29 protein-coding genes are annotated in these 19290 nt (G+C 63.6%); 13 read left to right on the forward strand and 16 right to left on the reverse strand.

Annotation, left to right across the window (positions count from 1 at the left end; genetic code table 11):
* The first annotated feature begins 88 nt into the window (after positions 1-88).
* The 7 genes from DU484_RS01545 to DU484_RS19360 all read left to right on the forward strand — a co-directional run bounded on the left by DU484_RS01545 (position 89) and on the right by DU484_RS19360 (position 4902).
* Positions 89-934, forward strand: a complete 846-nt coding sequence (locus DU484_RS01545) for a hypothetical protein (protein ID WP_114604917.1) — start codon at positions 89-91, stop codon at positions 932-934.
* A complete protein-coding gene (locus DU484_RS20225) occupies positions 927-1052 on the forward strand; it encodes a hypothetical protein (RefSeq protein ID WP_262342819.1) in 126 nt (41 codons plus the stop codon). The genes DU484_RS01545 and DU484_RS20225 overlap by 8 nt, the downstream gene beginning before the upstream one ends.
* Entirely contained in the window at positions 1052-1207 is a 156-nt protein-coding gene (locus DU484_RS19355; protein WP_157969483.1) for a hypothetical protein, read from the forward strand. The genes DU484_RS20225 and DU484_RS19355 overlap by 1 nt, the downstream gene beginning before the upstream one ends.
* Complete coding sequence (locus DU484_RS01550) at positions 1200-2162, forward strand: hypothetical protein (RefSeq protein ID WP_114604918.1); 963 nt, start codon at positions 1200-1202, stop codon at positions 2160-2162. Before DU484_RS19355 ends, DU484_RS01550 begins: the two co-directional genes overlap by 8 nt.
* Before the next feature lie 263 nt (positions 2163-2425).
* Positions 2426-2833: a type IV pilin gene (locus DU484_RS01555; RefSeq protein WP_114604919.1), complete on the forward strand. Its 408-nt coding sequence runs from the start codon at positions 2426-2428 to the stop codon at positions 2831-2833.
* Positions 2834-2880: 47 nt separating this feature from the next.
* The gene (locus tag DU484_RS01560; RefSeq protein ID WP_114604920.1) at positions 2881-3669 is read left to right on the forward strand and encodes a hypothetical protein; all 789 of its coding nucleotides are present in this window, start codon (positions 2881-2883) and stop codon (positions 3667-3669) included.
* 324 nt (positions 3670-3993) lie between these two features.
* Positions 3994-4902: a hypothetical protein gene (locus tag DU484_RS19360; RefSeq protein ID WP_157969484.1), complete on the forward strand. Its 909-nt coding sequence runs from the start codon at positions 3994-3996 to the stop codon at positions 4900-4902.
* Between the two features lie 17 nt (positions 4903-4919).
* Here the strand turns inward: DU484_RS19360 and DU484_RS19365 are convergent, their stop codons facing one another.
* From DU484_RS19365 to DU484_RS01570, 3 genes are all read right to left on the reverse strand, one after another.
* Positions 4920-5183 carry a hypothetical protein gene (locus DU484_RS19365; RefSeq protein WP_157969485.1) on the reverse strand — a complete coding sequence of 88 codons (264 nt, stop codon included), beginning with the start codon at positions 5181-5183 and terminating at the stop codon, positions 4920-4922.
* Between the two features lie 30 nt (positions 5184-5213).
* Positions 5214-5504 (reverse strand): hypothetical protein, encoded by a 291-nt coding sequence (locus DU484_RS01565; RefSeq protein ID WP_157969486.1) that lies wholly within the window; start codon positions 5502-5504, stop codon positions 5214-5216.
* Between the two features lie 226 nt (positions 5505-5730).
* Entirely contained in the window at positions 5731-5913 is a 183-nt protein-coding gene (locus DU484_RS01570) for a hypothetical protein (protein WP_114604922.1), read from the reverse strand.
* Here DU484_RS01570 and DU484_RS20230 point away from each other — a divergent pair.
* Together DU484_RS20230 and DU484_RS01575 are read left to right on the forward strand one after the other, a co-directional pair.
* The gene (locus tag DU484_RS20230; RefSeq protein WP_262342820.1) at positions 5901-6035 is read left to right on the forward strand and encodes a hypothetical protein; all 135 of its coding nucleotides are present in this window, start codon (positions 5901-5903) and stop codon (positions 6033-6035) included. The genes DU484_RS01570 and DU484_RS20230 overlap by 13 nt on opposite strands.
* Positions 6032-7081 carry a tyrosine-type recombinase/integrase gene (locus DU484_RS01575; protein ID WP_114604923.1) on the forward strand — a complete coding sequence of 350 codons (1050 nt, stop codon included), beginning with the start codon at positions 6032-6034 and terminating at the stop codon, positions 7079-7081. The genes DU484_RS20230 and DU484_RS01575 overlap by 4 nt, the downstream gene beginning before the upstream one ends.
* 330 nt (positions 7082-7411) lie before the next feature.
* On the opposite strand, the gene DU484_RS19850 is transcribed toward DU484_RS01575, so the two are convergent.
* Complete coding sequence (locus DU484_RS19850; protein WP_187347740.1) at positions 7412-7573, reverse strand: DUF7331 family protein; 162 nt, start codon at positions 7571-7573, stop codon at positions 7412-7414.
* Positions 7574-7713: 140 nt separating this feature from the next.
* Here DU484_RS19850 and DU484_RS01580 point away from each other — a divergent pair, with 140 nt between their 5' ends.
* Positions 7714-8370, forward strand: a complete 657-nt coding sequence (locus DU484_RS01580; RefSeq protein ID WP_114604924.1) for a CRISPR-associated protein Cas4 — start codon at positions 7714-7716, stop codon at positions 8368-8370.
* On the opposite strand, the gene DU484_RS01585 is transcribed toward DU484_RS01580, so the two are convergent.
* Genes DU484_RS01585 through DU484_RS01595 form a run of 3 tightly spaced genes read right to left on the reverse strand, consistent with a single transcriptional unit; the run spans position 8356 to position 9768 of the window.
* On the reverse strand, positions 8356-8934 hold the full coding sequence (locus tag DU484_RS01585) for an L-threonylcarbamoyladenylate synthase (protein ID WP_114604925.1): 579 nt from the start codon (positions 8932-8934) through the stop codon (positions 8356-8358). The two genes, DU484_RS01580 and DU484_RS01585, sit on opposite strands and share 15 nt — an antisense overlap.
* Positions 8935-8974: 40 nt before the next feature.
* Complete coding sequence (locus DU484_RS01590; protein ID WP_114584449.1) at positions 8975-9487, reverse strand: redoxin domain-containing protein; 513 nt, start codon at positions 9485-9487, stop codon at positions 8975-8977.
* Positions 9487-9768: a glutathione S-transferase N-terminal domain-containing protein gene (locus tag DU484_RS01595; RefSeq protein ID WP_114584450.1), complete on the reverse strand. Its 282-nt coding sequence runs from the start codon at positions 9766-9768 to the stop codon at positions 9487-9489. Before DU484_RS01595 ends, DU484_RS01590 begins: the two co-directional genes overlap by 1 nt.
* A gap of 103 nt (positions 9769-9871) precedes the next feature.
* Between DU484_RS01595 and DU484_RS01600 the strand changes: the two genes are divergently transcribed.
* Positions 9872-11251, forward strand: a complete 1380-nt coding sequence (locus tag DU484_RS01600) for a hemolysin family protein (protein WP_114604926.1) — start codon at positions 9872-9874, stop codon at positions 11249-11251.
* Between the two features lie 6 nt (positions 11252-11257).
* Here DU484_RS01600 and DU484_RS01605 read toward each other — a convergent pair whose 3' ends face one another.
* The 3 genes from DU484_RS01605 to DU484_RS01610 form a co-directional block, all read right to left on the reverse strand.
* Entirely contained in the window at positions 11258-12430 is a 1173-nt protein-coding gene (locus tag DU484_RS01605; protein ID WP_114584452.1) for an inorganic phosphate transporter, read from the reverse strand.
* A 70-nt stretch (positions 12431-12500) separates the two neighbouring features.
* The gene (locus DU484_RS19855; protein WP_187347741.1) at positions 12501-12656 is read right to left on the reverse strand and encodes a DUF7859 family protein; all 156 of its coding nucleotides are present in this window, start codon (positions 12654-12656) and stop codon (positions 12501-12503) included.
* Between the two features lie 163 nt (positions 12657-12819).
* Complete coding sequence (locus DU484_RS01610; protein WP_114584453.1) at positions 12820-13380, reverse strand: metallophosphoesterase; 561 nt, start codon at positions 13378-13380, stop codon at positions 12820-12822.
* Positions 13381-13455: 75 nt separating this feature from the next.
* Here DU484_RS01610 and DU484_RS01615 point away from each other — a divergent pair, with 75 nt between their 5' ends.
* Entirely contained in the window at positions 13456-14397 is a 942-nt protein-coding gene (locus DU484_RS01615) for a cation diffusion facilitator family transporter (protein WP_114584454.1), read from the forward strand.
* Here DU484_RS01615 and DU484_RS01620 read toward each other — a convergent pair.
* Both DU484_RS01620 and DU484_RS01625 read right to left on the reverse strand, forming a co-directional pair.
* Entirely contained in the window at positions 14394-15410 is a 1017-nt protein-coding gene (locus tag DU484_RS01620) for a threonine aldolase family protein (RefSeq protein WP_114604927.1), read from the reverse strand. The genes DU484_RS01615 and DU484_RS01620 overlap by 4 nt on opposite strands.
* A 110-nt stretch (positions 15411-15520) precedes the next feature.
* Positions 15521-15814, reverse strand: a complete 294-nt coding sequence (locus DU484_RS01625) for a GYD domain-containing protein (RefSeq protein ID WP_114584456.1) — start codon at positions 15812-15814, stop codon at positions 15521-15523.
* A 108-nt stretch (positions 15815-15922) separates the two neighbouring features.
* Between DU484_RS01625 and DU484_RS01630 the strand changes: the two genes are divergently transcribed.
* Complete coding sequence (locus tag DU484_RS01630) at positions 15923-17011, forward strand: aminopeptidase (RefSeq protein ID WP_114584457.1); 1089 nt, start codon at positions 15923-15925, stop codon at positions 17009-17011.
* A 179-nt stretch (positions 17012-17190) separates the two neighbouring features.
* Here the strand turns inward: DU484_RS01630 and DU484_RS01635 are convergent, their stop codons facing one another.
* The 4 genes from DU484_RS01635 to lrp all read right to left on the reverse strand — a co-directional run bounded on the left by DU484_RS01635 (position 17191) and on the right by lrp (position 19175).
* Complete coding sequence (locus DU484_RS01635; protein WP_114604928.1) at positions 17191-17505, reverse strand: AzlD family protein; 315 nt, start codon at positions 17503-17505, stop codon at positions 17191-17193.
* Positions 17498-18196 carry an AzlC family ABC transporter permease gene (locus DU484_RS01640; protein WP_187347742.1) on the reverse strand — a complete coding sequence of 233 codons (699 nt, stop codon included), beginning with the start codon at positions 18194-18196 and terminating at the stop codon, positions 17498-17500. Before DU484_RS01640 ends, DU484_RS01635 begins: the two co-directional genes overlap by 8 nt.
* Positions 18197-18300: 104 nt before the next feature.
* Positions 18301-18642, reverse strand: a complete 342-nt coding sequence (locus DU484_RS01645; protein ID WP_114604930.1) for a DUF7347 domain-containing protein — start codon at positions 18640-18642, stop codon at positions 18301-18303.
* Positions 18643-18713: 71 nt separating this feature from the next.
* Positions 18714-19175 carry an HTH-type transcriptional regulator Lrp gene (gene lrp / locus DU484_RS01650; protein ID WP_114584458.1) on the reverse strand — a complete coding sequence of 154 codons (462 nt, stop codon included), beginning with the start codon at positions 19173-19175 and terminating at the stop codon, positions 18714-18716.
* Positions 19176-19290: the final 115 nt, after the last annotated feature.

The raw sequence follows: 19290 nt of genomic DNA on the forward strand, positions 1-19290 counted from the left end.
CCTTCGAGTTCAAACTGTTCCTGTTGATCTTCTGCGCGATGTTCGCCGCCCACATCTCCGGTATCCTCGTCTGGAGGTGGCTCGGCCGATGAGTGCCGACGACCAGGACGTTCCCCTCGACGAGTACGAGACTGACGACGCACTCAATCGGCGCGAAACGGTCGACGACTCCGGAACTCGCGTTCCCCGAGACTCGACCCTGTTTCGCGTGTTCACGTGGTTCGTCGTTGTTTCCCCGATCCTGCTCGCGGGCGTGGCCGGTTCAGTCGTCATCGCCGCCGAGATTCTGGACTTCACGATTCCGCGACCGGTCCACGTCGTTGGCATCGCCTTCGCCATCGCCGCGCCGACGGCCGGCCGCTGGGTCGGTGGAAAGGCGAAAGACTGGCTGTGGGACCCGAACTGGATCTACGTCGTCGATCTCGACGCCCGCTACCAGAAAGGCGCTATCTTCAGGTGGCCGTCTCAACAGTTCCGAGAACTGGAGGTTACTGAGGGTAAACTCGACTGGCTCTCGCCGAACCTCGCCTGTGCCCGTGAGGTCGACCTGAACGAACAGACACTCAAAGGAACGTGGCGCGGGACGTTCTCCGACCGTGACCTGCTCCGGGCGCTCTCTGTCGTCCATGAGTGCCGCGAATCGCTCGAAGAGGACGCCAAGCGAGGGTTCGCTATCGAGGTCCAAGCGTTCGGCATCGTCCGTCGTGCCACTCGAAATGTCGTCCGACAGATCGTCTCGAACTTCGAAAGCTGGACGCTTCCCGACGAAGGCGATTCACTCTCTGACGAAATAGAGACGGCCATCGAACAGTACGGACTCGAAGACCGCATTCGGCAGGTCCGTGAAGAGAATCCCGACGAAGACGAGTTGAATATCGGCTTCGATGATCTCGACGGCTTCCAAAACGGCCCGGAGGCATCCGCCGATGACTGAGGTCGTCGCCATGACCTTCGCCGAGGAGGTCGCCGCCGGCTGGTTCGTCATGACCGGCTCGTTCCTGATCGTGGCCTACCACCTCGCTCGCTACGCCCAACGGAGGCGCGGATACTGATGTCCGGCATCGAGGACGCGCTGATGCACGGTCTGATCGTCGCCTGCTTCGTGCTGTTTCTGACCGATACTGCGACGGCTGATGCTGCACTCGTCGCTGGCGGTTCTGCGCTCTCTATAGAAGCGTACTGGGAGGTGGTTCGATCCGATGCCTGATCTGAACGAAGAACTGTTCACCGCGGCCAAGCTGTACGAACAGGTCGCTGGCGATCTCGACGGTGACCGGCGCCTGCTCGATCACGCCGGACTCCCCGTCGACGACAGTACGAGCAAACACCTGTCGTTTCTCGAATCCACAATCGAGGAAGACTGGTCGTCGTCGAGACTTGCAGCTGCGTCAGAGGCGACGATTGCCTCGGGCGCAGCGTCCCGCGCAGTTAGCGAGGGCGACGCCACCGCGCTTTCCTATCTCGTCGGTGTGACCGAACGCGAACTCGACGGCTCGTCGCTCCGACTGCCGCTCCAACTGAACGCGGCGATGGACAACAATGACGCGACGGCCTTCATCGGCGGCGCCGGAAACCCGAACACCGGGAAGACGAACCTCGTCGCGCTGCTGGCCGAACTCCGACGGGCGACCGTCGACGATCTCCTGGTGGTCTCGAACTCGCGCAGTTGGCCCGGCACGGACGAACTCGTCACCAGCGCCCACGATCTCGCCGTGACCTGTCTCAAACACCGGGAGCGACCGAAGTTCGTTTTCATCGACGAAGGCTCGACGCACTTCGACGCGCGAACTCATAGCCGAGAGGTGGCCGTCCAGTTCACCCCGCTGGCGAAGCGGTTCGCCAAGATCGGCGTCGACGTGTTCGCCACGGTCGGCCACACCGGAAAAGACCTGCATCCTGAGGTGAAGCGTCTGCTCACGCTTGCGTTCTTCAAGACCGCAAAGAAGAGCGCCAACTTCTACGGAAACTGGCCTGCTGATGCTGATATGCCGACTGATCGGTTATTCGGTGGGACTGTCGAGGAACTCGAACCCGCGCTCAAAGAGCCTGATCCCGACGACGCGGCGCCGTGGGCGTGGAATCTCGAAGCCGAACTATTCGCTCGGGATCTTGACTGGCCCGAACTGTTTGACCGACTACGAACCCGTGGCCCCGCCGACTAATCAACCACCGACCGACTCAAATTGCCAATGAGTCGACCCGTCTACATCCATTTTACCAGGTGTGAGGGCGATAGCCTGTCATTTTTGTACTAATAATTACCATTAATCATGCTCTAATTCTCAATTACAATAATTCGGCCACCGAATTTATCATCTCGCCCAAGGGAAGGGTAGGTAGCGCCGAATAAGAACGCGTAGCGGCCCCCCCGGACGCGACATGCCAGACCCGGCCGCGGCCGTTCTGGTCTTTCGGCGGAGAAACCATGCAACTGAAAGAACTATTCACCGACGAATCGGCAGTCAGCCCGGTCATCGGCGTGATTTTGATGGTCGCGATTACCGTCATTCTCGCCGCTGTGATCGGCACCTTCGTGCTTGGCCTGGGCGACCAGGTCAGCGAGAGCGCACCACAAGCCAGTTTCAGCTTCGATTTCAATGATAGCGACGGGGTGGATATCACTCATGAGGGTGGTGAGACGCTAGAGAAAGGCAATCTGAACGTCTCCAACTCATCCGCATCGGTCGCGATGAACTTCCCAGAAGACACGGTAACTGCTGGGGATACCGCCCAACACACAAATATCGCACCATCCGGTGAAACGGTCCGTGTCATTTGGATCAATCCGGCTGGTGGCGGCACCAACACTATCGCTCGCGCGACGGCACCGTAATAACGTCTCGCGATCATATTTTATTCGATGCGTAGAACCACCAACCGATGAGTAGCTGGCCGCTCACCGAACAGTCCCTCGCGCGAACATACCAGTCCTCTTACGACGACGCCTACGAGTCCATCCTTGACTACCGACGCGTCCAGTCGTACCGACAGACACACCCGGATGCCAGCAACTACCACGTTTCGAAGGCGCTCGAACTCCCGCGCGGTCGGGTCCGCGCCTGGATGGATGGTGCGAAGCCCGACGCCCTCTCGGCCGTCAAGCGCGCGGAGGAGTTGGACTGGTTCGACGCTGACGCCACCGATCCGTCAGATCCACTTCTCGGTGCGTTCGTTAGGTTGCTCGCTGGGATTTACGCCGGCGGGTCGATCCGAACCTCAGGATGGACACCGCACTGGACGAGTGATGGTCCCATCGACGAAATCAGGCGGTCGCTTCGAACCCTGGGTATAGAGTACCGTCGTATCCACATCCATGATTCTCAGCGGGCGACCGAACTTGTTCCCAGCTCTGATGGCAGCCTTCTCGGGCGATCGCTTTTTGTTTTGGGTGCACCCATCGAGGATAAGAATAAATCCTCTGTTGATCAGCTTCCAGAGTATTTGTTTGAGCTTCCTCATTTGATTCAGCGAACTTTCGTTTATATTTATTTGACGTATAGGCAGAGCGGAAATCAGCGGACAATTAGTATTCAAGAGAACCGTAGTAAATCATATCATAACAGTCTCGCAGATCTCATTACAGAGGTCGTTACTGACTCTAATAGCGTAACTGTCGGTGAAAATGGAATCTATGTTTCTGCAAGCGCTCGTGAAGAGTTGTCGCTTTGAGTATTGGCCTGCTGATGTAAATATACCGGCTACTCGGCTATTCGGAGGGACTGTCGAGGAACTCGAACCGGCACTCGAAGAGCCTGATCCCAACGATGCGGCGCCGTGGGAGTGGAATCTCGAAGCCGAACTGTTCGCTCGTGATCTTGACTGGCCCGAATTGCTTGACCGTTTGCGGAGCCGAAACCTTGCGGAATAGTCCACCGCCTGTAGAGTTACACGTTTTCGATGGTTGCATCACCTCAAGCTTATTTTTCTCCGCGAGGCTGGCATAATGATAACTTCCCAATAGATTTTCAGGGGTTGACTTCTTTTTGCAGGTATATGGAGCTTGACAAACAGATCATGGAGCGTCTCGCGTTTGCGAAGAGTCTCCAGCAAGAAGCCGTTCAAAAATCCAACAAACCGCAGCCAATGGCGGCTTCTTCAGTCTTATCTTTCCATGATTCTGTGGAAATTTTCTTCTATACATCTGCAGAATATTTGGGAATCAATGCAGACCCGAATCATATAACAGAATATTTTGAAGAAATAAAGAGAGAAATTGGAGAGGACTTAGTGGGAAAAGCGGGTGTAAAGAGACTAAACAAGGTGAGAAAAAATCTCAAACACAAAGCATCATTACCCGATGAGTTGGAAATAAATGCATTTCAGTCCACAGTATCTAATTTTTTCGTTGAAAATACGCCCAAAATATTTGATGTGGAATATTCAGAGGTTGGGGTAGAACATTTAGTCAAATTCGACAGAACACGGGAATCGCTTGTTAGGGCGAGTGAGAAATACAAATTTGGGAATATAAAAGAAGCAATGGGTCATCTGGCGCTTGCACATAACGACTTGCTTTCTGAACACCAGAATGCCACAATCAGAGAGATAGAATATCGATCATTTCCGGATTACCCAGGCTTCGAATTTGAGGGAGACCGGTTTGGAAAATTGGACCAGTTTTTTGAAGACCTTAGTGAAGCAATAATGTATGTTAGTTTAGGTATAGATTACCGACGATACTCACGTTTTAAACATTTAACTCCTTCAATAGTAATCAACAACGATATCGACGAATATCAAAAATATCGCCCTTATTTTGAAAATTATAAGTTCGATGAAATTGGTCCAGAGGAATATCACTTCTGTAAAGATTTTGTCGTTGAACTCTCATTGTCTCTACAAGAAGCGCCCTTTGAAGAGTACGACGGCTCTGAATTCACACCAGATGAATCAGTTCTGTAATTAGGCTCCACTGAGATTTAACCAACTGACCAACGAGGCAAATGCCCCGCGTCGAGATCGCCACGCAGATACGCCAGTCCCCACGTCGAGATCTCGTACATACTGCTTCCTTCAACAACCGGAGCAACTAATTCGCGCTTAACCAACTGCTCGCATCGCTGCCTGATGTATCCCTCATCGGCATCCAACTGCTGAAATCGAGGGTCGGAAGCCATCGACGCTGGAGCACCCCACGATTCTTCATCGAGATATTCTAAAATCCGCTCGTCGACCGGGTACATCCATCTCCCCATTCGACGAATCGGCATGGATTAGGCTTGGTCTTGTGCCTCGCCAGCGTCGTTAGTATCCGATACCCCTGCATTTCCATTCTCCGCGGCGTTGTATTCCCCTTTTAGATATTCTTGGCCTTCATCCGTGATCGTGTAGAGGCCCCTGCCGACCGCTTTTAGTAAGCCGTGCTTTGCCAACTTCCGGCACCTCTTCGCGACGTATGCCCCGCTGTACGGAATGCGTTCGTGTTCTCCGATATCGGATGGTGCCATGAATTCCTCCTCACTCTCCACGAAGAGTTCGAGGATTCGTTCATCGAGGAGTACCATCCACTTCCCCGATTTTCTCATAATTCGAATAGAACGTGGTTTGTTTTATAATCAGTTGCAACAAACTATCTCACTCGTCACAAACTATATGACACGCTACGTTCTATTGTAGTCTGCAGCCCCAACACGGCGTCACCACTCCCGGTGATCGTCGTGAGAACCGCGGTCGGTGCGCCAACACCGCCGCGGTGAGGGGTTCGCAGGATCACGAATGGACGAGCGAACCCTAGCGGGCGTAGAAGCCCGCGCACGACTGGACGAACCGAATACTGAAACACCCTCCGATGATCGCTGTTTCGAGTGTGGCAACCTGCTCGTCATTCGAGCGGGCGACGGGAATCGGTGTCTCGAATGCCTGCTCGATCACCTCGCTGTCGGTGACCGGGGTGGTCGTCGATGACGATTCCATACGAAGTGTGGGGGTCGCTCTGCTTCCTGCTCGGATTCCTCGGCCGCGCGTCGTGGGATCGCTTCGGTGACGATCACGACGACGACCAGGACGAAGAGGAAACGGAGGAGGATTCGGAGTGAGCGATCTCGATCCGCTTTCGCCCGAGGAGGGTGTTCGACTGTACCTCGACGCGAAGAAGGATGATCTCGCTGCGGAGACGCTGAAAAGTCAGGAGTACCGCCTCAATGCGTTCGTTCAATGGTGCAACGAGGAGGGCATCGAGAACCTGAACGAACTCTCTGGTCGTGACGTGTACGCCTACCGTGTGTGGCGTCGGGAAGGCCAAGGCGAAGGCCGTGAATCGGTTGCCCCGATCACGCTTCGTGGACAGCTGGCAACGGCGCGCGCCTTCCTCCGGTTCTGTGGTGATATCGAGGCGGTCCCTCCCGATCTCTACGACCGCGTTCCTCTGCCGACTCTGAGCAACGGGGAAGAGGTGAGCGACAGTACGCTCGACCCCGATCATGTCGCGGCGATCCTCGACTACCTGAGTCAGTTCAAGTACGCGACCCGCGATCACTTGATCGTCCTACTCGGCTGGCACACCGGTGCCCGCCTCGGCGGCCTTCGCGGGCTCGACCTGGGCGACGTGGATCTCGACGGCGACCATCCCCGAGTTTCGGGACCGGCCGTCCATTTCGTCCACCGTCCGGAAACCGGGACGCCGCTGAAAAACAAGGACAAGAGTACGCGCTGGAATCGAATCAGCGAGTACGTCGCTGAGGTCATCCGCGACTACCTCAAGGAAACCCGTGATGATGTGACCGACGAGTACGGACGGGAGCCGCTATTCACGACGCGAAACGGTCGTCCAGTTCCGTCGACGATTCGGGAGTCGCTCTATCGAGTGACGCGTCCCTGCTGGAGAAACGAACCGTGCCCGCATGATCGGGATATCGAGGACTGTGAAGCGACGAATATACAGAAGGCCACCAGGTGCCCTTCGTCTCGATCACCTCACGATCTCCGTAGTGGCCGAGTCACGTTCTACCGTCGACAGAACGTCCCTCGACGGATCGTCGAGGATCGGCTGAACGCGAGCGAGAACATTCTGGATAAGCACTATGATCGTCGTAGCGAGCCTGAAAAGGCCGAACAGCGTTCCGAATATCTCCCCGACTTCTGACCGATGACACACGACAAAATAGTCCGCGCAACAGACGGCGGCGCGCAGTACCGGCAGTGCCCACCCCACTTTTTCCTCGGTCGCTTCGTCGCCGGCGCAGTGCGGCGGCTGCCCGAGGGACCTGCGGTCCCTCGCTGCTCCCTCGGGAAAGCTTGGGGTAAAAGACCGCAAGAAGGATTCGAACGAGAGAAACGCGGAGCGAAGCGACGAGTTTCGCGTTGTTCGAATCCGCCAAGGACCCACAGTTCCACAGTCACTTCGTTATCCACACCCCGCCGTCCTGCCGTCAGTCGACGCCGGCCGTGGTCGGCGGCGGTCACAAAATCCGTCTCAGTCCAACTCCCCCAACGACGCCGCCACCGTCGACTGAATCCACGCCCGACAGTTCTCGCGGTCGTAGATGATACACTCGCCGGTGTCGATGGTCAACTCGCCGTATCGTCGTCGGTCGTCGGCCGGCACAGGGCCGGAGTCGCTGTGGTCCGTGTTCATGCGTGTTCAGATCGGCGTCGACCGTGGGTGCCTCCGTTCGGCGATCCGACGTACACCATGGTAAATACTAGCATCCAATTATCAACTGAGAGAGGGACGACGCCGAAGGTTCAAGTACCGAACCGGGACCACGACTGCCCGTGCTCACGTTCGGATCGCTCGCCCGGGCCGCCTACTGCCCGCGACAGCACTACTACGCCGAGCGGGACGGGGACGACGAGCCGCCGCCCGAGGCCCGCGCCCGCCGCGACCTGGCCTTTCGGTACCCCGAACTGCGCGGGGTGAGCGACGCCGAACTCGCCGCCGAACCGATCGAACGGACGCCGAACGCGTACCGGGCGGCGCTCGACCGACTCGCGGCACGCGACGACTGGGCCGAACTGGTCGCGCCGTCGCGTCGGGAGGTGTTACTGGCGGGTCGGGAGTGTCGGGGGGTCGCACACAAGATACTGGCCAGCGATCCGCCGACGCCGACGTTCGTCTCGCCGGGGCGCCCGCCGGAGCGGGGCGTGTGGCGACCACAGCGGGTGCGGGCGGTGGCGATGGCGAAGGCACTGGCGTGGGAGCTGGAGCGGGAGGTTCCGGCGGCGCTGGTGGAGTATCCGGCCCACGGCGTCGTTCGTCGGGTGCGGCTGACGACGCGCAACCGGGCGGCGTACCGGGAGACGGTGCGAACGATCCGGGAAGTGGACGGCCCGCCGCCGCGGGTCGACGACGAGGCCAAATGTGCGGCCTGCGACTACCGCGAGGAGTGTGGGGTGCGGACGCGGTCGCTCCGGTCGTTACTGGGCCTGTAGCCACGCCTCGATCTCGTCGGCCATCGCGCCGCGGCGGTGGACGACGCCCTCGCCGGGATCGACGACGGTGCTTTCCGTTCCGGGCGTCTCGCCGCCGTCGACGACGACGGCGACGCCCTCCCGAATCCGGTCGTCGAGGTCGGCGACGCGGGTGACGCTCGGCGCCCCGGAGCGGTTGGCGCTGGTGGCGGTCAGCGGCGGCGCCCGTTCGAGCAGGGCGAGCGCCGTCTCGTGGTCGGGGACGCGGACGCCCACGCGCTCCCGGCCGGCGGTGAGGACGTCGGGGAGCGAGGGGCGGCGCTCGACGACGACGGTCACGGGGCCGGGGAGGAAGCGGCGCATGAACCGCTCTTCGCGCTCCGTCGGTCGGGTGTAGTCGAGGGCGGCGTCGACGGAGGAGACGCCGAGCGAGAGCGGGTTCTCCCGCGGCCGGCCCTTCAGGTCGAAGACGCGTTCGACCGCGTCGGGGTCGGTGGCGTCGGCGCCGAGACCGTACACCGTCTCGGTCGGGTAGACGACGGCTTCACCCCGACGGACGGCGGCCGCAGCGTCGGTGATGCTCATGCGAGACAGTCGGGCGAGGGGTGAGAAAAGCGTGGCGTCGTCAGTCGACGAGCGCCCGAATCTCGCGTTCGAGGTCGTCGTACGGGGGGAAGTCGGGCCACTCCTCGGCGACCCACGCGTACTGGACGGTGCGATCCTCGTCGAGCAGGAAGGTGGCCGGGCGGGGTTCGGAGACCCCGGCCATCCCGTCGAGGTCGTGGGCGATGCCGTACGCCTCGGCGACGCCGTTGGCGGGGTCGGCAAAGAGATCGTAGTTCATCCCGCGTTCGGCGACGAGTCGCTTGTGGGCGTACGGCGTCGAGATGGAGACGCCGACGACGGTGAGCAGGTCGTCGAACGCGCGGTCACGGAGTTCGTTCCAGATGTACGTCGCGGGGAAGGCGCCGTCCATGGGGTAGAAGACGAGACAGACGGGACCCTCGTCGGTCAACTCGGAGAGGGAGGTGTCCTCCCAGAACTCGTCGTTGACGAGCGGGCGGGTGAAGTCGGGGGCGCGGTCGCCCTCGGCGACGTGGTCGGTTTCGGGCAGAGGGACGACGTCGAACTCGACCATCAGTCGGCACCCCCGTCGACGAGCCCGGAGCCGTACGTGGATTCGAGATACTCGACGACGTTCGCCGACTCGGACATGGTGACGCCGGTGCGTTCGTCGACGATGGCGGGGACGGGGCGGGAGCCGGCGACCCGCTTGACGACGTTCCGTTCGGAGTGCATGGGCTCGACAAACCGAGAGGTGTAGTCGAGGTCGAGGTCCTGAAGCACCCGGACGACACGCTCGCAGTACGGACAGGCCTGCAGTCGATACAGGGTGATCGGCGGATCGCTCGCTGGCATGTGACTCCGTACGGAAGCCCCCGGCCTAAGCCCTTCGTTCGGGTGATGCGGGGCTCGTGAGGGCAACGCTTAATTCAAGGCCGTGATAAGGGCCAGTACTTACATGGGTTTGTCGTCGACAGCGAGCGCCGCCGGAGCCGGAAGCGTGGCGCAACTCACCGAATTCGTGCCACTGACGGACACGACCGTCACCATCGCCGGCTCGCTAGCGATCCTGGTATTGATCGCGCTGTCGGCGTTTTTCTCCTCCTCCGAGATCGCGATGTTCTCGCTGGCCCGCCACCGGGTCGAGTCGCTCGTCGAGGAGGGCGTCCCCGGAGCCGCGGTAGTCCAGGAACTGAAATCCGACCCACACCGGCTCCTGATCACGATCCTCGTCGGCAACAACATCGTCAACATCGCGATGTCCTCCATCGCGACCGGACTCTTCGCCATCTACCTCTCGCAGGGGCAGGCCGTCCTCGCGGCGACGTTCGGGATCACGACGCTCGTGCTCCTGTTCGGGGAGAGCGCACCCAAGTCCTACGCGGTCGAGAACACGGAGTCGTGGGCGCTCCGGATCGCGAGCCCGCTCAAGTATTCGGAGCTGGCCTTGCTCCCGCTGGTCGTCGTCTTCGATCACCTGACCCGCATCGTCAACCGGGTGACTGGCGGGCGCTCGGCCATCGAGACGACGTACGTCACCCGGGACGAGATCCAGAACATGATCCAGACCGGGGAGCGCGAGGGCGTGATCGAGGAGGAGGAACGCGAGATGTTCCAGCGCATCTTCCGGTTCAACCGCACCATCGCCAAGGAGGTGATGACCCCCCGACTCGACATGACGGCCGTGCCGAAAGACGCCACGCTCGACGAGGCCATCGAGACCTGCGTCCAGAGCGATCACGAGCGTATCCCCGTCTACGAGGGGAACCTCGACAACATCATCGGCATCGTCACCCTTCGCGACCTCATCCGTGAGAAGGATTACGGCGCGGGGGCGACCGACCTGACGGACGTCGTCCAGCCGACCCTCCACGTCCCCGAGTCGAAGAACGTCGACGAACTGCTGGAGGAGATCCAGGACAACCGGATGCGCATGGTGATCGTCATCGACGAGTTCGGCACGACGGAGGGGCTGATCACGCTGGAGGACATGGTCGAGGAAATCGTCGGCGACATCCTCGAGGGCGACGAGGAGGAGCCGTTCGAGTTCGTCGAGGACGACGTGGTGATCGTCCGCGGCGAGGTCAACATCGACGAGGTGAACGAGACGCTCGATCTCGACTTGCCGGAAGGCGAGGAGTTCGAGACGCTCGCGGGCTTCATCTTCAACCGCGCTGGCCGCCTCGTCGAGGAGGGCGAGCAGATCGAGTACGACAGCATCACCATCCGGATCGAGCAGGTGGACAACACCCGTATTATGAAGGCACGGCTCACGATCCACGACGACGACGATACGGAGGCCGAGGAACCGGTCGACGAACCGGAGCCCGAGGAGTGAGCGGGGTTACGCGACCACGACGTCGATAGCCGTGAAGATGCCGTAGCTGAGCGCGAGTGCGAGGACCAACGAACCGATCCAGGCGAGAACCGTGTAGAGCATCTTCCGGCGGCTGACCCCGCCACCGCCGGCGGCGTAGCCGGAGCCGATGATCGCCGAGACGACGATTTCGTTGAACGAGACGGGGATGCCGAAGGCGACGGCCGCCTGCGCGATGGCGAAGGAGGGGATGAGCGCCGCGATGGAGCGACGGGGGCCGAGCGAGGAGTAGTCCTGTGCGAGCGCCTTGATCATGCGCGGGGCGCCGGTCCAGGAGCCGAGCAGGAGTCCGATCCCGCCGCCGGCGAGCACCGCGGGGAGCGGAACCGCGAAGTCGTCGAGCAGCGGCACGAGCGGGCCGATGGCGAGGCCGACCTGGCTCCCGCCGGCCGAGAAGGCGACGAGGCCGCCGAGCGAGAGGAGAAAGCGCCGCTGTGTGGCCTCCGGATCGGTCACGAGACCGCGGTAGAGGACGGCGACGACGAGGAGCGCACAGACGGCCGCGACGACGCTCGCCCCGACCGGGAGGTCGGCGCCGAGGGCGGCCGCGATGGACGCCGACTCGCCGGCCGGCCCGAGGAGGCTGAACTCGATGGTGGCGACGAGGGCGCCCACGAGGCCGCCGAGAACCGAGATGGCGTAGCGTTCGGGGACGCGCGGCGACCGGAGGAGCCGGGCGGTGGTGTACGCGATGCCGCCGCCCACGAAGGGGGTGAGGACCCACAGCGTCGCGATCTGTCGGTACTTCGCCCACGCGGGGTCGCCGCCGAGGGCGAGACCGACGCCGACGACGGCGCCGGTGACGGTGAAGGCCGTGGCGATGGGGTAGCCGGTGAAGACGCCGACGGCGACGAGCCCCGCGGCGGTGAGCAGGCCGACGATGGCCGCGGTGGCGGTGAGCGAGACGCCCCCGATGAGCTGGGTGCCGACCGCCTCGGTGACGTTCGCTCCCTGTAACACCGCGCCGGCGAAGCCGAGCAAGCCGACGACGAAGCCGGCCCGCATCACGGAGATGGCGTTCGCGCCGACGGCGGCGGCGAAAGGCGTCGATCCCGAGGAGCCGGCGCCGATGGCCCAGGCCATGAAGAGGCTGGCGAGGGCGGCGACGACGAACGTCAGCAGTGTGCCGGTGGCGACCATCAGACTGTATCCGACTGTGCGAGGGGGGTACTAAGGGGTGTCGGGCGCGGGCGACGGGGCGGGGCAGCGATCAGCGATACCCCTCGTCGTACCCCTCGCGGAGCGAGAGGAGCGTTCGGCGGACGAGCAGGTAGCCGAAGAAGACGAGCAAGAGCATCAGCGCCACCAACCCGAGGAAGATGGGGTCCTCGAGGAGGCCGGAGAGCTGGAGAACGGACGCCTGCATGGTCGGGACGTGGCCCGGCGCGCACAAAGCCGTTTCGGGGTCCGGACGACGGCGTGTGAGGAAAGCTACAACGGCGTTTTGAGTCTACGTCGTTTATAATATCCTCACCGCTGTAGGTGAGAGTGCGTGGTCCCCCGACCTCGCTTCGGCCCTCCACTTCTCGTTAGACCGGCGGCACGCGGAACCGGCGAATCACCTCGCCGTCCGGGGTGCGAACGACGCCGACGAGACCCGTCTCCGCGTCGACGGGAGCGTCGACCCCGTCGGGCGCGTCGTCGCTCCCCGCCGGCCACAGTTCGGCGTGGCCGGGACGATTCCCCCGTGGATCGGCGTGACTCCCCGGATTGAGGAGCGCCGGCCCCGCCTCGGGCGTGTCGACCGTCGGCCGGTGGGTGTGCCCGGAGACGACGAGGGCGGCCCCACGTTGCCGGCCGAACAGGGAGAGGGCCGTCGCGCCGCCGCGTTCGGTGTGGGTGACGGCGACCCGGACGCCGGCGTACGTCGTCGTCGCGGCCGAGAGGAGACGGTCCCGCACCGCGGCGGTGTCGGCGTTGCCGTGGACCGCGACGAGTCGCGCGGCGTGGTCCCGGAACTCGTCGAGGACAGCGGTCGTGGTGAAGTCGCCGGCGTGGATCACGAGGTCCGCGGCGTCGACGGCCTCGCGGGTGCGGCCGGTCAGGCGGGCGTCGTCGGTGCCGTGCGTGTCGGAGCAGACGACGAGCATGGGGGGAGGTGTCGGCCCATCCGCAACTCCGTTTCGGTCGGAAGGTTGAATCGGCGCCCGGTCGACGGAGCGACCATGGCTGGTAGCAAGTCGGTGGTTCTGGCCGCCCTCGTCGCGAACGGCGCCATCGCCGTCCTGAAGTTCCTCGCCTTTCTCCTCACCGGGAGCCCCTCGATGCTCTCGGAGACGTACCACTCCATCTCCGATACGGGCAACCAGGTGTTTCTCCTGATCGGCATCCGCTACAGCGGGAAGGCGCCGAGCCGTGCGCACCCCTTCGGCTACGGCAAGGCGCAGTTCTTCTACAGCTTTCTCGTCTCCGTCCTCCTGTTCGGCATCGCGGGGTGGGAGAGCCTGAAACACGGCGTCGAGGCCATCCGCTCCGGCCACGCCGCCAGCCCGGGGACCGTCACCCTCGCGGGCGTCACCTTCGACACCGTCTACGTGAGCGTCGCCGTCCTGCTCGGCGCCATCGCGTTCGAGACGTACGCGTTCGTGAAGGCGAACGCCGAACTCCGGCGACAGATGGAGGCGTACGGCTGGGCGAACCTCGTCGAGGCGTTCAGGTCGACCAGCGACGTGACGACGCTCACCGCCTTCACGGAGGACGCCATCGCCCTCGGCGGGGCGGCGCTCGCCCTCGTCGGCATCGTCCTCACACGCGTGACGGGGAACCACATCTACGACGCCGTCGCCGCGGCGCTCATCGGCCTCCTCCTGATGGGCTTCGCGCTCGCGTTGGCGTGGGAGAACAAGCGGCTCCTGCTCGGCGAGAGCGCACCGAAGGAGCTGGAAGCCGACTTCCAGTCGATCATGCGCGACCACCCGGGCGTGACCCACGTCGACCGCTTCCGGACGATGTTCGTCGGACCGAAGGGTATCCTCGTCGCCGCCGACGTGAGCTTCGACCCGGAGCTCGTGACCGACGACATCGACGCCGACATCAGCCGGATCGAGGAGAAACTGCGTGCGCGCGACGACCGGGTGCGGTTCGTCTACGTCGAACCGGAGCTCTAGATCGTTTCGATCCGATCCAGCGCCGTCTCGACGGCCGCGCGGTCCACGTCGCGGTGGGTACAGAACCGGACGTGCGCGTCGTCGATGGCGCCACAGCCCACCCCGCGGTCGGCGCAAGCGTCGACGAACGCCGAGGCGTCGAACGGGGCGGCAGAGACGTCGACGACGACGATGTTCGTCTCCGGCGTCGGGACCGACAGGTCGTCGAGGGCGTCCAGCCCCGCGGCGAGGCGGGCGGCGTTCGCGTGGTCCTCGGCCAGCCGGTCCCGGTTCTCCAGCGCGAGGAGGCCGGGGGCGGCGATAATGCCCACCTGCCGCATCCCGCCGCCGTGGAGTTTGCGCAGCCGACGCGCCTCGTCGATGAAGGCCTCGCTCCCGGCGAGGATGGAGCCGACGGGGGCGCCGAGACCCTTCGAGAGACAGAAGAGGACGGAGTCGACGGGCGCGACCATCTCCGCGGGGTCGACGTCGAGGGCGACGCAGGCGTTGAACAGACGGGCGCCGTCGAGGTGGACGGGCACGTCGTGGGCGCCCGCGGCGTCGGCGACGGCGCGAATCCGGTCGACCGGAACCGCGAGGCCGCCGCGGGCGTTGTGCGTGTTCTCCAGACAGACGAGACCGGTGCCGGGGCGGTGGAGGTCCGCGTCGTGACAGACAGCGTGGATCTGCTCGGGGGTGAAAATCCCGTTTTCGGCGTCGAGGGTGCGGGTCTGGAGGCCGGCGTTGCGGGCGAGACCGCCGAGTTCCCAGCGGACGACGTGGGCGTCGGCGTCGGCGACGACTTCGCTGCCGGGGTCGGCGTGAACCTGGGCTGCGATCTGGTTGCCCATCGTCCCCGTCGGGACGAAGAGGGCGTCCTCGCAGCCGACGAGGGCGGCCGCACGACGTTCGAGGTCGTTCACCGTGGGGTCGTCGCCGTACACGTCGTCGCCCACGTCGGCGTCGCGTGCGGCGTCGCGCATCGCGTCGGAGGGGCGGGTGACCGTGTCGGATCGCAGGTCGATATCGAACATACTGGCCTTCGGACCGGCCACGAGAAAAAGAGGTAGGTCGTGTCGTCGTTGCGTTCGAACGTCATCGCACACCCGACCACAGGACTGTGCGGACAGTTTCGAACCCGACGCTACGGGAGCCCCGCGATCAACTCGCGGTACTCGTCCTCGGGGAACGCCCGCAGCGTCTCCGTGCGGATCGCACCCCCGCCGGAGATGGTGATTCCGGCCTGCGTCGCCGTCTCCGCGTCCGGCATCTCCATGATCGCGACGGCGTCGTACTGCCCCATCGTGAGGAAGAAGTGGGTCAGTTCCCCACCCATCGACTCGACCACCCCCCGCGCGTCGTCGAGTCGGTCCGGGCTCTCGTCCATGTGCTGTACGCCCTCGCCCGTGTAGCTCACGAGGCTGATGTACGTCTCCATGTTGGATCGGTCGTCCGGGTGAACGACCGCCCGTTATTTGTCAGCCAAGTATAAGAAATCATCCCCACACTCCGAAAGGCTTTGCCCGCCGCGCCGGAAGACCGTGGCATGGACCCGCGCATTCGCACGCACGCGGAGATCATCGTCGATCACTCGACGCGCATCGAGTCGGGCGACAACGTGGTCATCAGCATGCCGGCGGCCGCCGAGGACCTCGCCGTCGCGCTCCACGAGGTGCTGGGCGACCGGGGCGCCAATCCGGTCTACGTGAACAACTCCGAGCGCGCGGCGCGGGCGTACCTCCGTGCGAGCGACGAGGAGGACTTCGAGACGCCGAGCCACCAACTCGCGATGTTCGAGGAGGCGGACGCGTTCGTCATCGCCCGCGGCGGCGAGAACGTCTCGGAACAGAGCGACGTGACGCCCGAGACCAACGCCGCCTACCGGCGGGCGATGCGGCCCGTCCTCGACGAGCGGCTGGGCAAGCGCTGGTGTCTCACGCAGTTCCCCTCCTCCGGCCACGCCCAGCTCGCGGGGATGAGCAGCGAGGCCTACGAGAACTTCGTCTGGGACGCGGTGACGCTGGACTGGGACGAACAGCGCGACCACCAGGCCCAGATGGTGGAGATTCTGGACGGCGCCGACGAGGTGCGGATCGAGAGCGGCGACGAGACGGACGTGACGATGTCCGTCGCGGGCAACCCGACGATCAACGACTACGGCGAGCACAACCTCCCCGGCGGCGAGGTGTTCACGGCGCCGGTCACGGAGTCGGTCGAGGGGTACGTCCACTTCGACATGCCCCTGTACCGCAAGGGCAAGGAGATCGAGGACGCCCGCCTCCGGTTCGAGAACGGGAAGGTGGTCGGCCACAGCGCCGAGCGCAACGAGGACGTGCTGACCGGCATCCTGGAGACGGACGAGGGCGCGCGCTACCTCGGCGAACTCGGCATCGGGATGAACCGCTCCATCGACCAGTTCACGTACAACATGCTGTTCGACGAGAAGATGGGCGACACCGTCCACATGGCCGTGGGCAACGCCTACGCCGACACCGTGGGCGAAGAAAACGAGCGCAACGAGAGCGCCGAACACGTCGACATGATCGTCGACATGTCCGAGGACTCGGTGATCGAAGTGGACGGCGAAGTCGTCCAGCGGAACGGGACGTTCGTGTTCGAGGACGGGTTCGAGTAACGGGGTTTTTGGTCCAGCTTTTTGCCGCGAGCGATCGGTGGGAGCGAGCGGGAAAAAGGTGGGAGCGAGGGGTTCGAGTAACGGGGTTTTTGGTCCAGCTTTTTGCCGCGAGCGATCGGTGGGAGCGAGCGGGAAAAAGGTGGGAGCGAGGGGTTCGAGTAACGGGGTTTTTGGTCCAGCTACAGCGCGCCACGCACGAGCACCACCGCGCCGACGCCGAGGAGGAGCGCGACCAGCACGTTGCCGGTCCGGCGGACGGCGACGACCACGACACCCGCCGCGACCCACGTCGGCGGGCCGGCGGTGGCGACGGCGGGTGCGAGAATCGAGACGACGACGGCACCCGGCAGGGCGTCGAGCGCCGTCTCCGCGTCGTCGGGCAGGTCGACGTGACCCAGCGCCCAGAGGCCGCCGGCCTTGGTCAGGTAGGTGACGGCGGCCATCGCGAGGACGACGCCGACGGTCCGTGGCGCGAGGGCGAACGGATCAGTCACGGCGGACCACCACCGCCAACACCCCGGCAAGCGCGCCACAGAGGACGTACCAGCGGCCGGGGAGAAGCGCCTCGGTCGCCACGGCGACGACGGCGGCCGCACCCCACGGGGCGAGGGTCGACCGCCCCTCCCAGAGTTCGACCGCGATGGCGAGGAAGACGGCCGTGAGCGCGAAGTCGAGACCGTAGCGCGACGGATCACCCACGACGCCGCCGGCGGTGGCGCCGACGACGGTCGCAGCCACCCAGAACGACCAGATGGCGAGCCCCGAGCCGAGGAGAAAGGCGCCCAGACGGCTGCCGGATCGGAGTTCGCCCATCGTCAGCGCCCAGTTCTCGTCGGCGGTGAAGAAGACGCTCGCGTACGCCTGGCGCGGGGCGATCCGACGGAACCACGGGCGGAGCGCGGCACCCATCAGCACGTATCGGAGGTTGACCACGAGGGTCGTCCCGACGACGGCGACGACGGGGACGGGGTCGGCCCAGAGTTCGATGGCGATCAGTTGGGCGGCGCCGGCGAGCACCGTCGCGCTCATCAGCGTCGCCTCGGCCACACTGAGGCCGGCCTCGCGCGCGAGGACGCCGAAGACGACGCCGTAGCCGGCGACACCGAGCGCGACCGGGACACACTGGACGAAGCCGTCGCGGAGGCCCGCCCACCCGAACTGCACGTCCGGCGGAGCGGTGGTCACGGGGCGACACCTCTCCGTTGGAGGGTAGTCGACATCGTCCCCTCGAACGACGTCGAGAACGGTAAACGCTCGGAGAAGCGCGTTTCTCCCAACGCGATGAGCGGTCAGTCGTCGCGGAGGTGAGCGTCCGTCGAGAGCGTCCGGACGGCCGACCGGCCGGCGGGCGTCGGCGCGTAGCCGTCGTCACGGCGAACGACGAATCGGTCCCGGAGCTGTCGCAGGTGGTAGTTGAACCGCCCCTTGTCCTCGACGGCGGTGGCCGCGCGGAGCGACGAGTACTCGAGGGCGTCCTCCGACCGGACGAGCGCGAACAGGATTTCGAGGCGGAGGGGGTGAGAGAGGGTCGAAAGCGTCTCGGCGAGCGGGTCCGCCGGCGGCGACGACGGCTGCCCGGGCGGCGCGTCGGGGGCGGATGCGTCGTCCCACGTCCAGTCGGGAATCGCCATACTCGGCTCTCGAACGGGCGGCGAAAAAATAGTTCTGGACCCCCGTCGGTCGCCCCGGGTGCTCGCGGGGCTTACTCGTCGGTGATGTCGAGGTCGAACTGCTTGTTCTCGACGACGGCGTTGAGGACGACGCTCGTGTTGGACTCGCGGATGTCGGCGTCGGTCAGCAGGGTCTTGATCTGCTCGTTCATGCCGTCGGTGTCGATGAACTTGCCGACGGCGATGACGTCGTAGTCGCCGGTGACTTCGTAGACGCTGATCATCTGTTTCTGCTCTTTGAGGCGGTCGGTGATGTCGGGCAGGGCGCTCCCCTCCACCTTCAACTGGAGGATGGCGGTCACGTCGTAGCCGAGGGCGCCGTAGTTGACACGCGGGGTGTACCCCTCGATGACGCCCTCCTCCTCCAAGTCGCGAAGGTGGTTCGAGACGGTGGTGACGGAGACGTCGAGTTCTTCGGCGAGGCTGCGAAGGCTGGCGCGTCCGTCGCCGAGGAGTGCGTTGATGAGCTTGGCGTCGAGATTTTCGTACGTCATGGCAGTTACGCACGTATCGAGGGGTATAGAAGTTTACGAATATCCAATTCCGGTCGAGGCGGGGAGGAAATTGCAGACAACAAAAAGGGCTTAATACTAGGAGTATAGATTAACC

It is taken from the genome of Haloplanus rubicundus, from assembly GCF_003342675.1.
Taxonomy (GTDB): Archaea; Halobacteriota; Halobacteria; order Halobacteriales; family Haloferacaceae; genus Haloplanus; species Haloplanus rubicundus.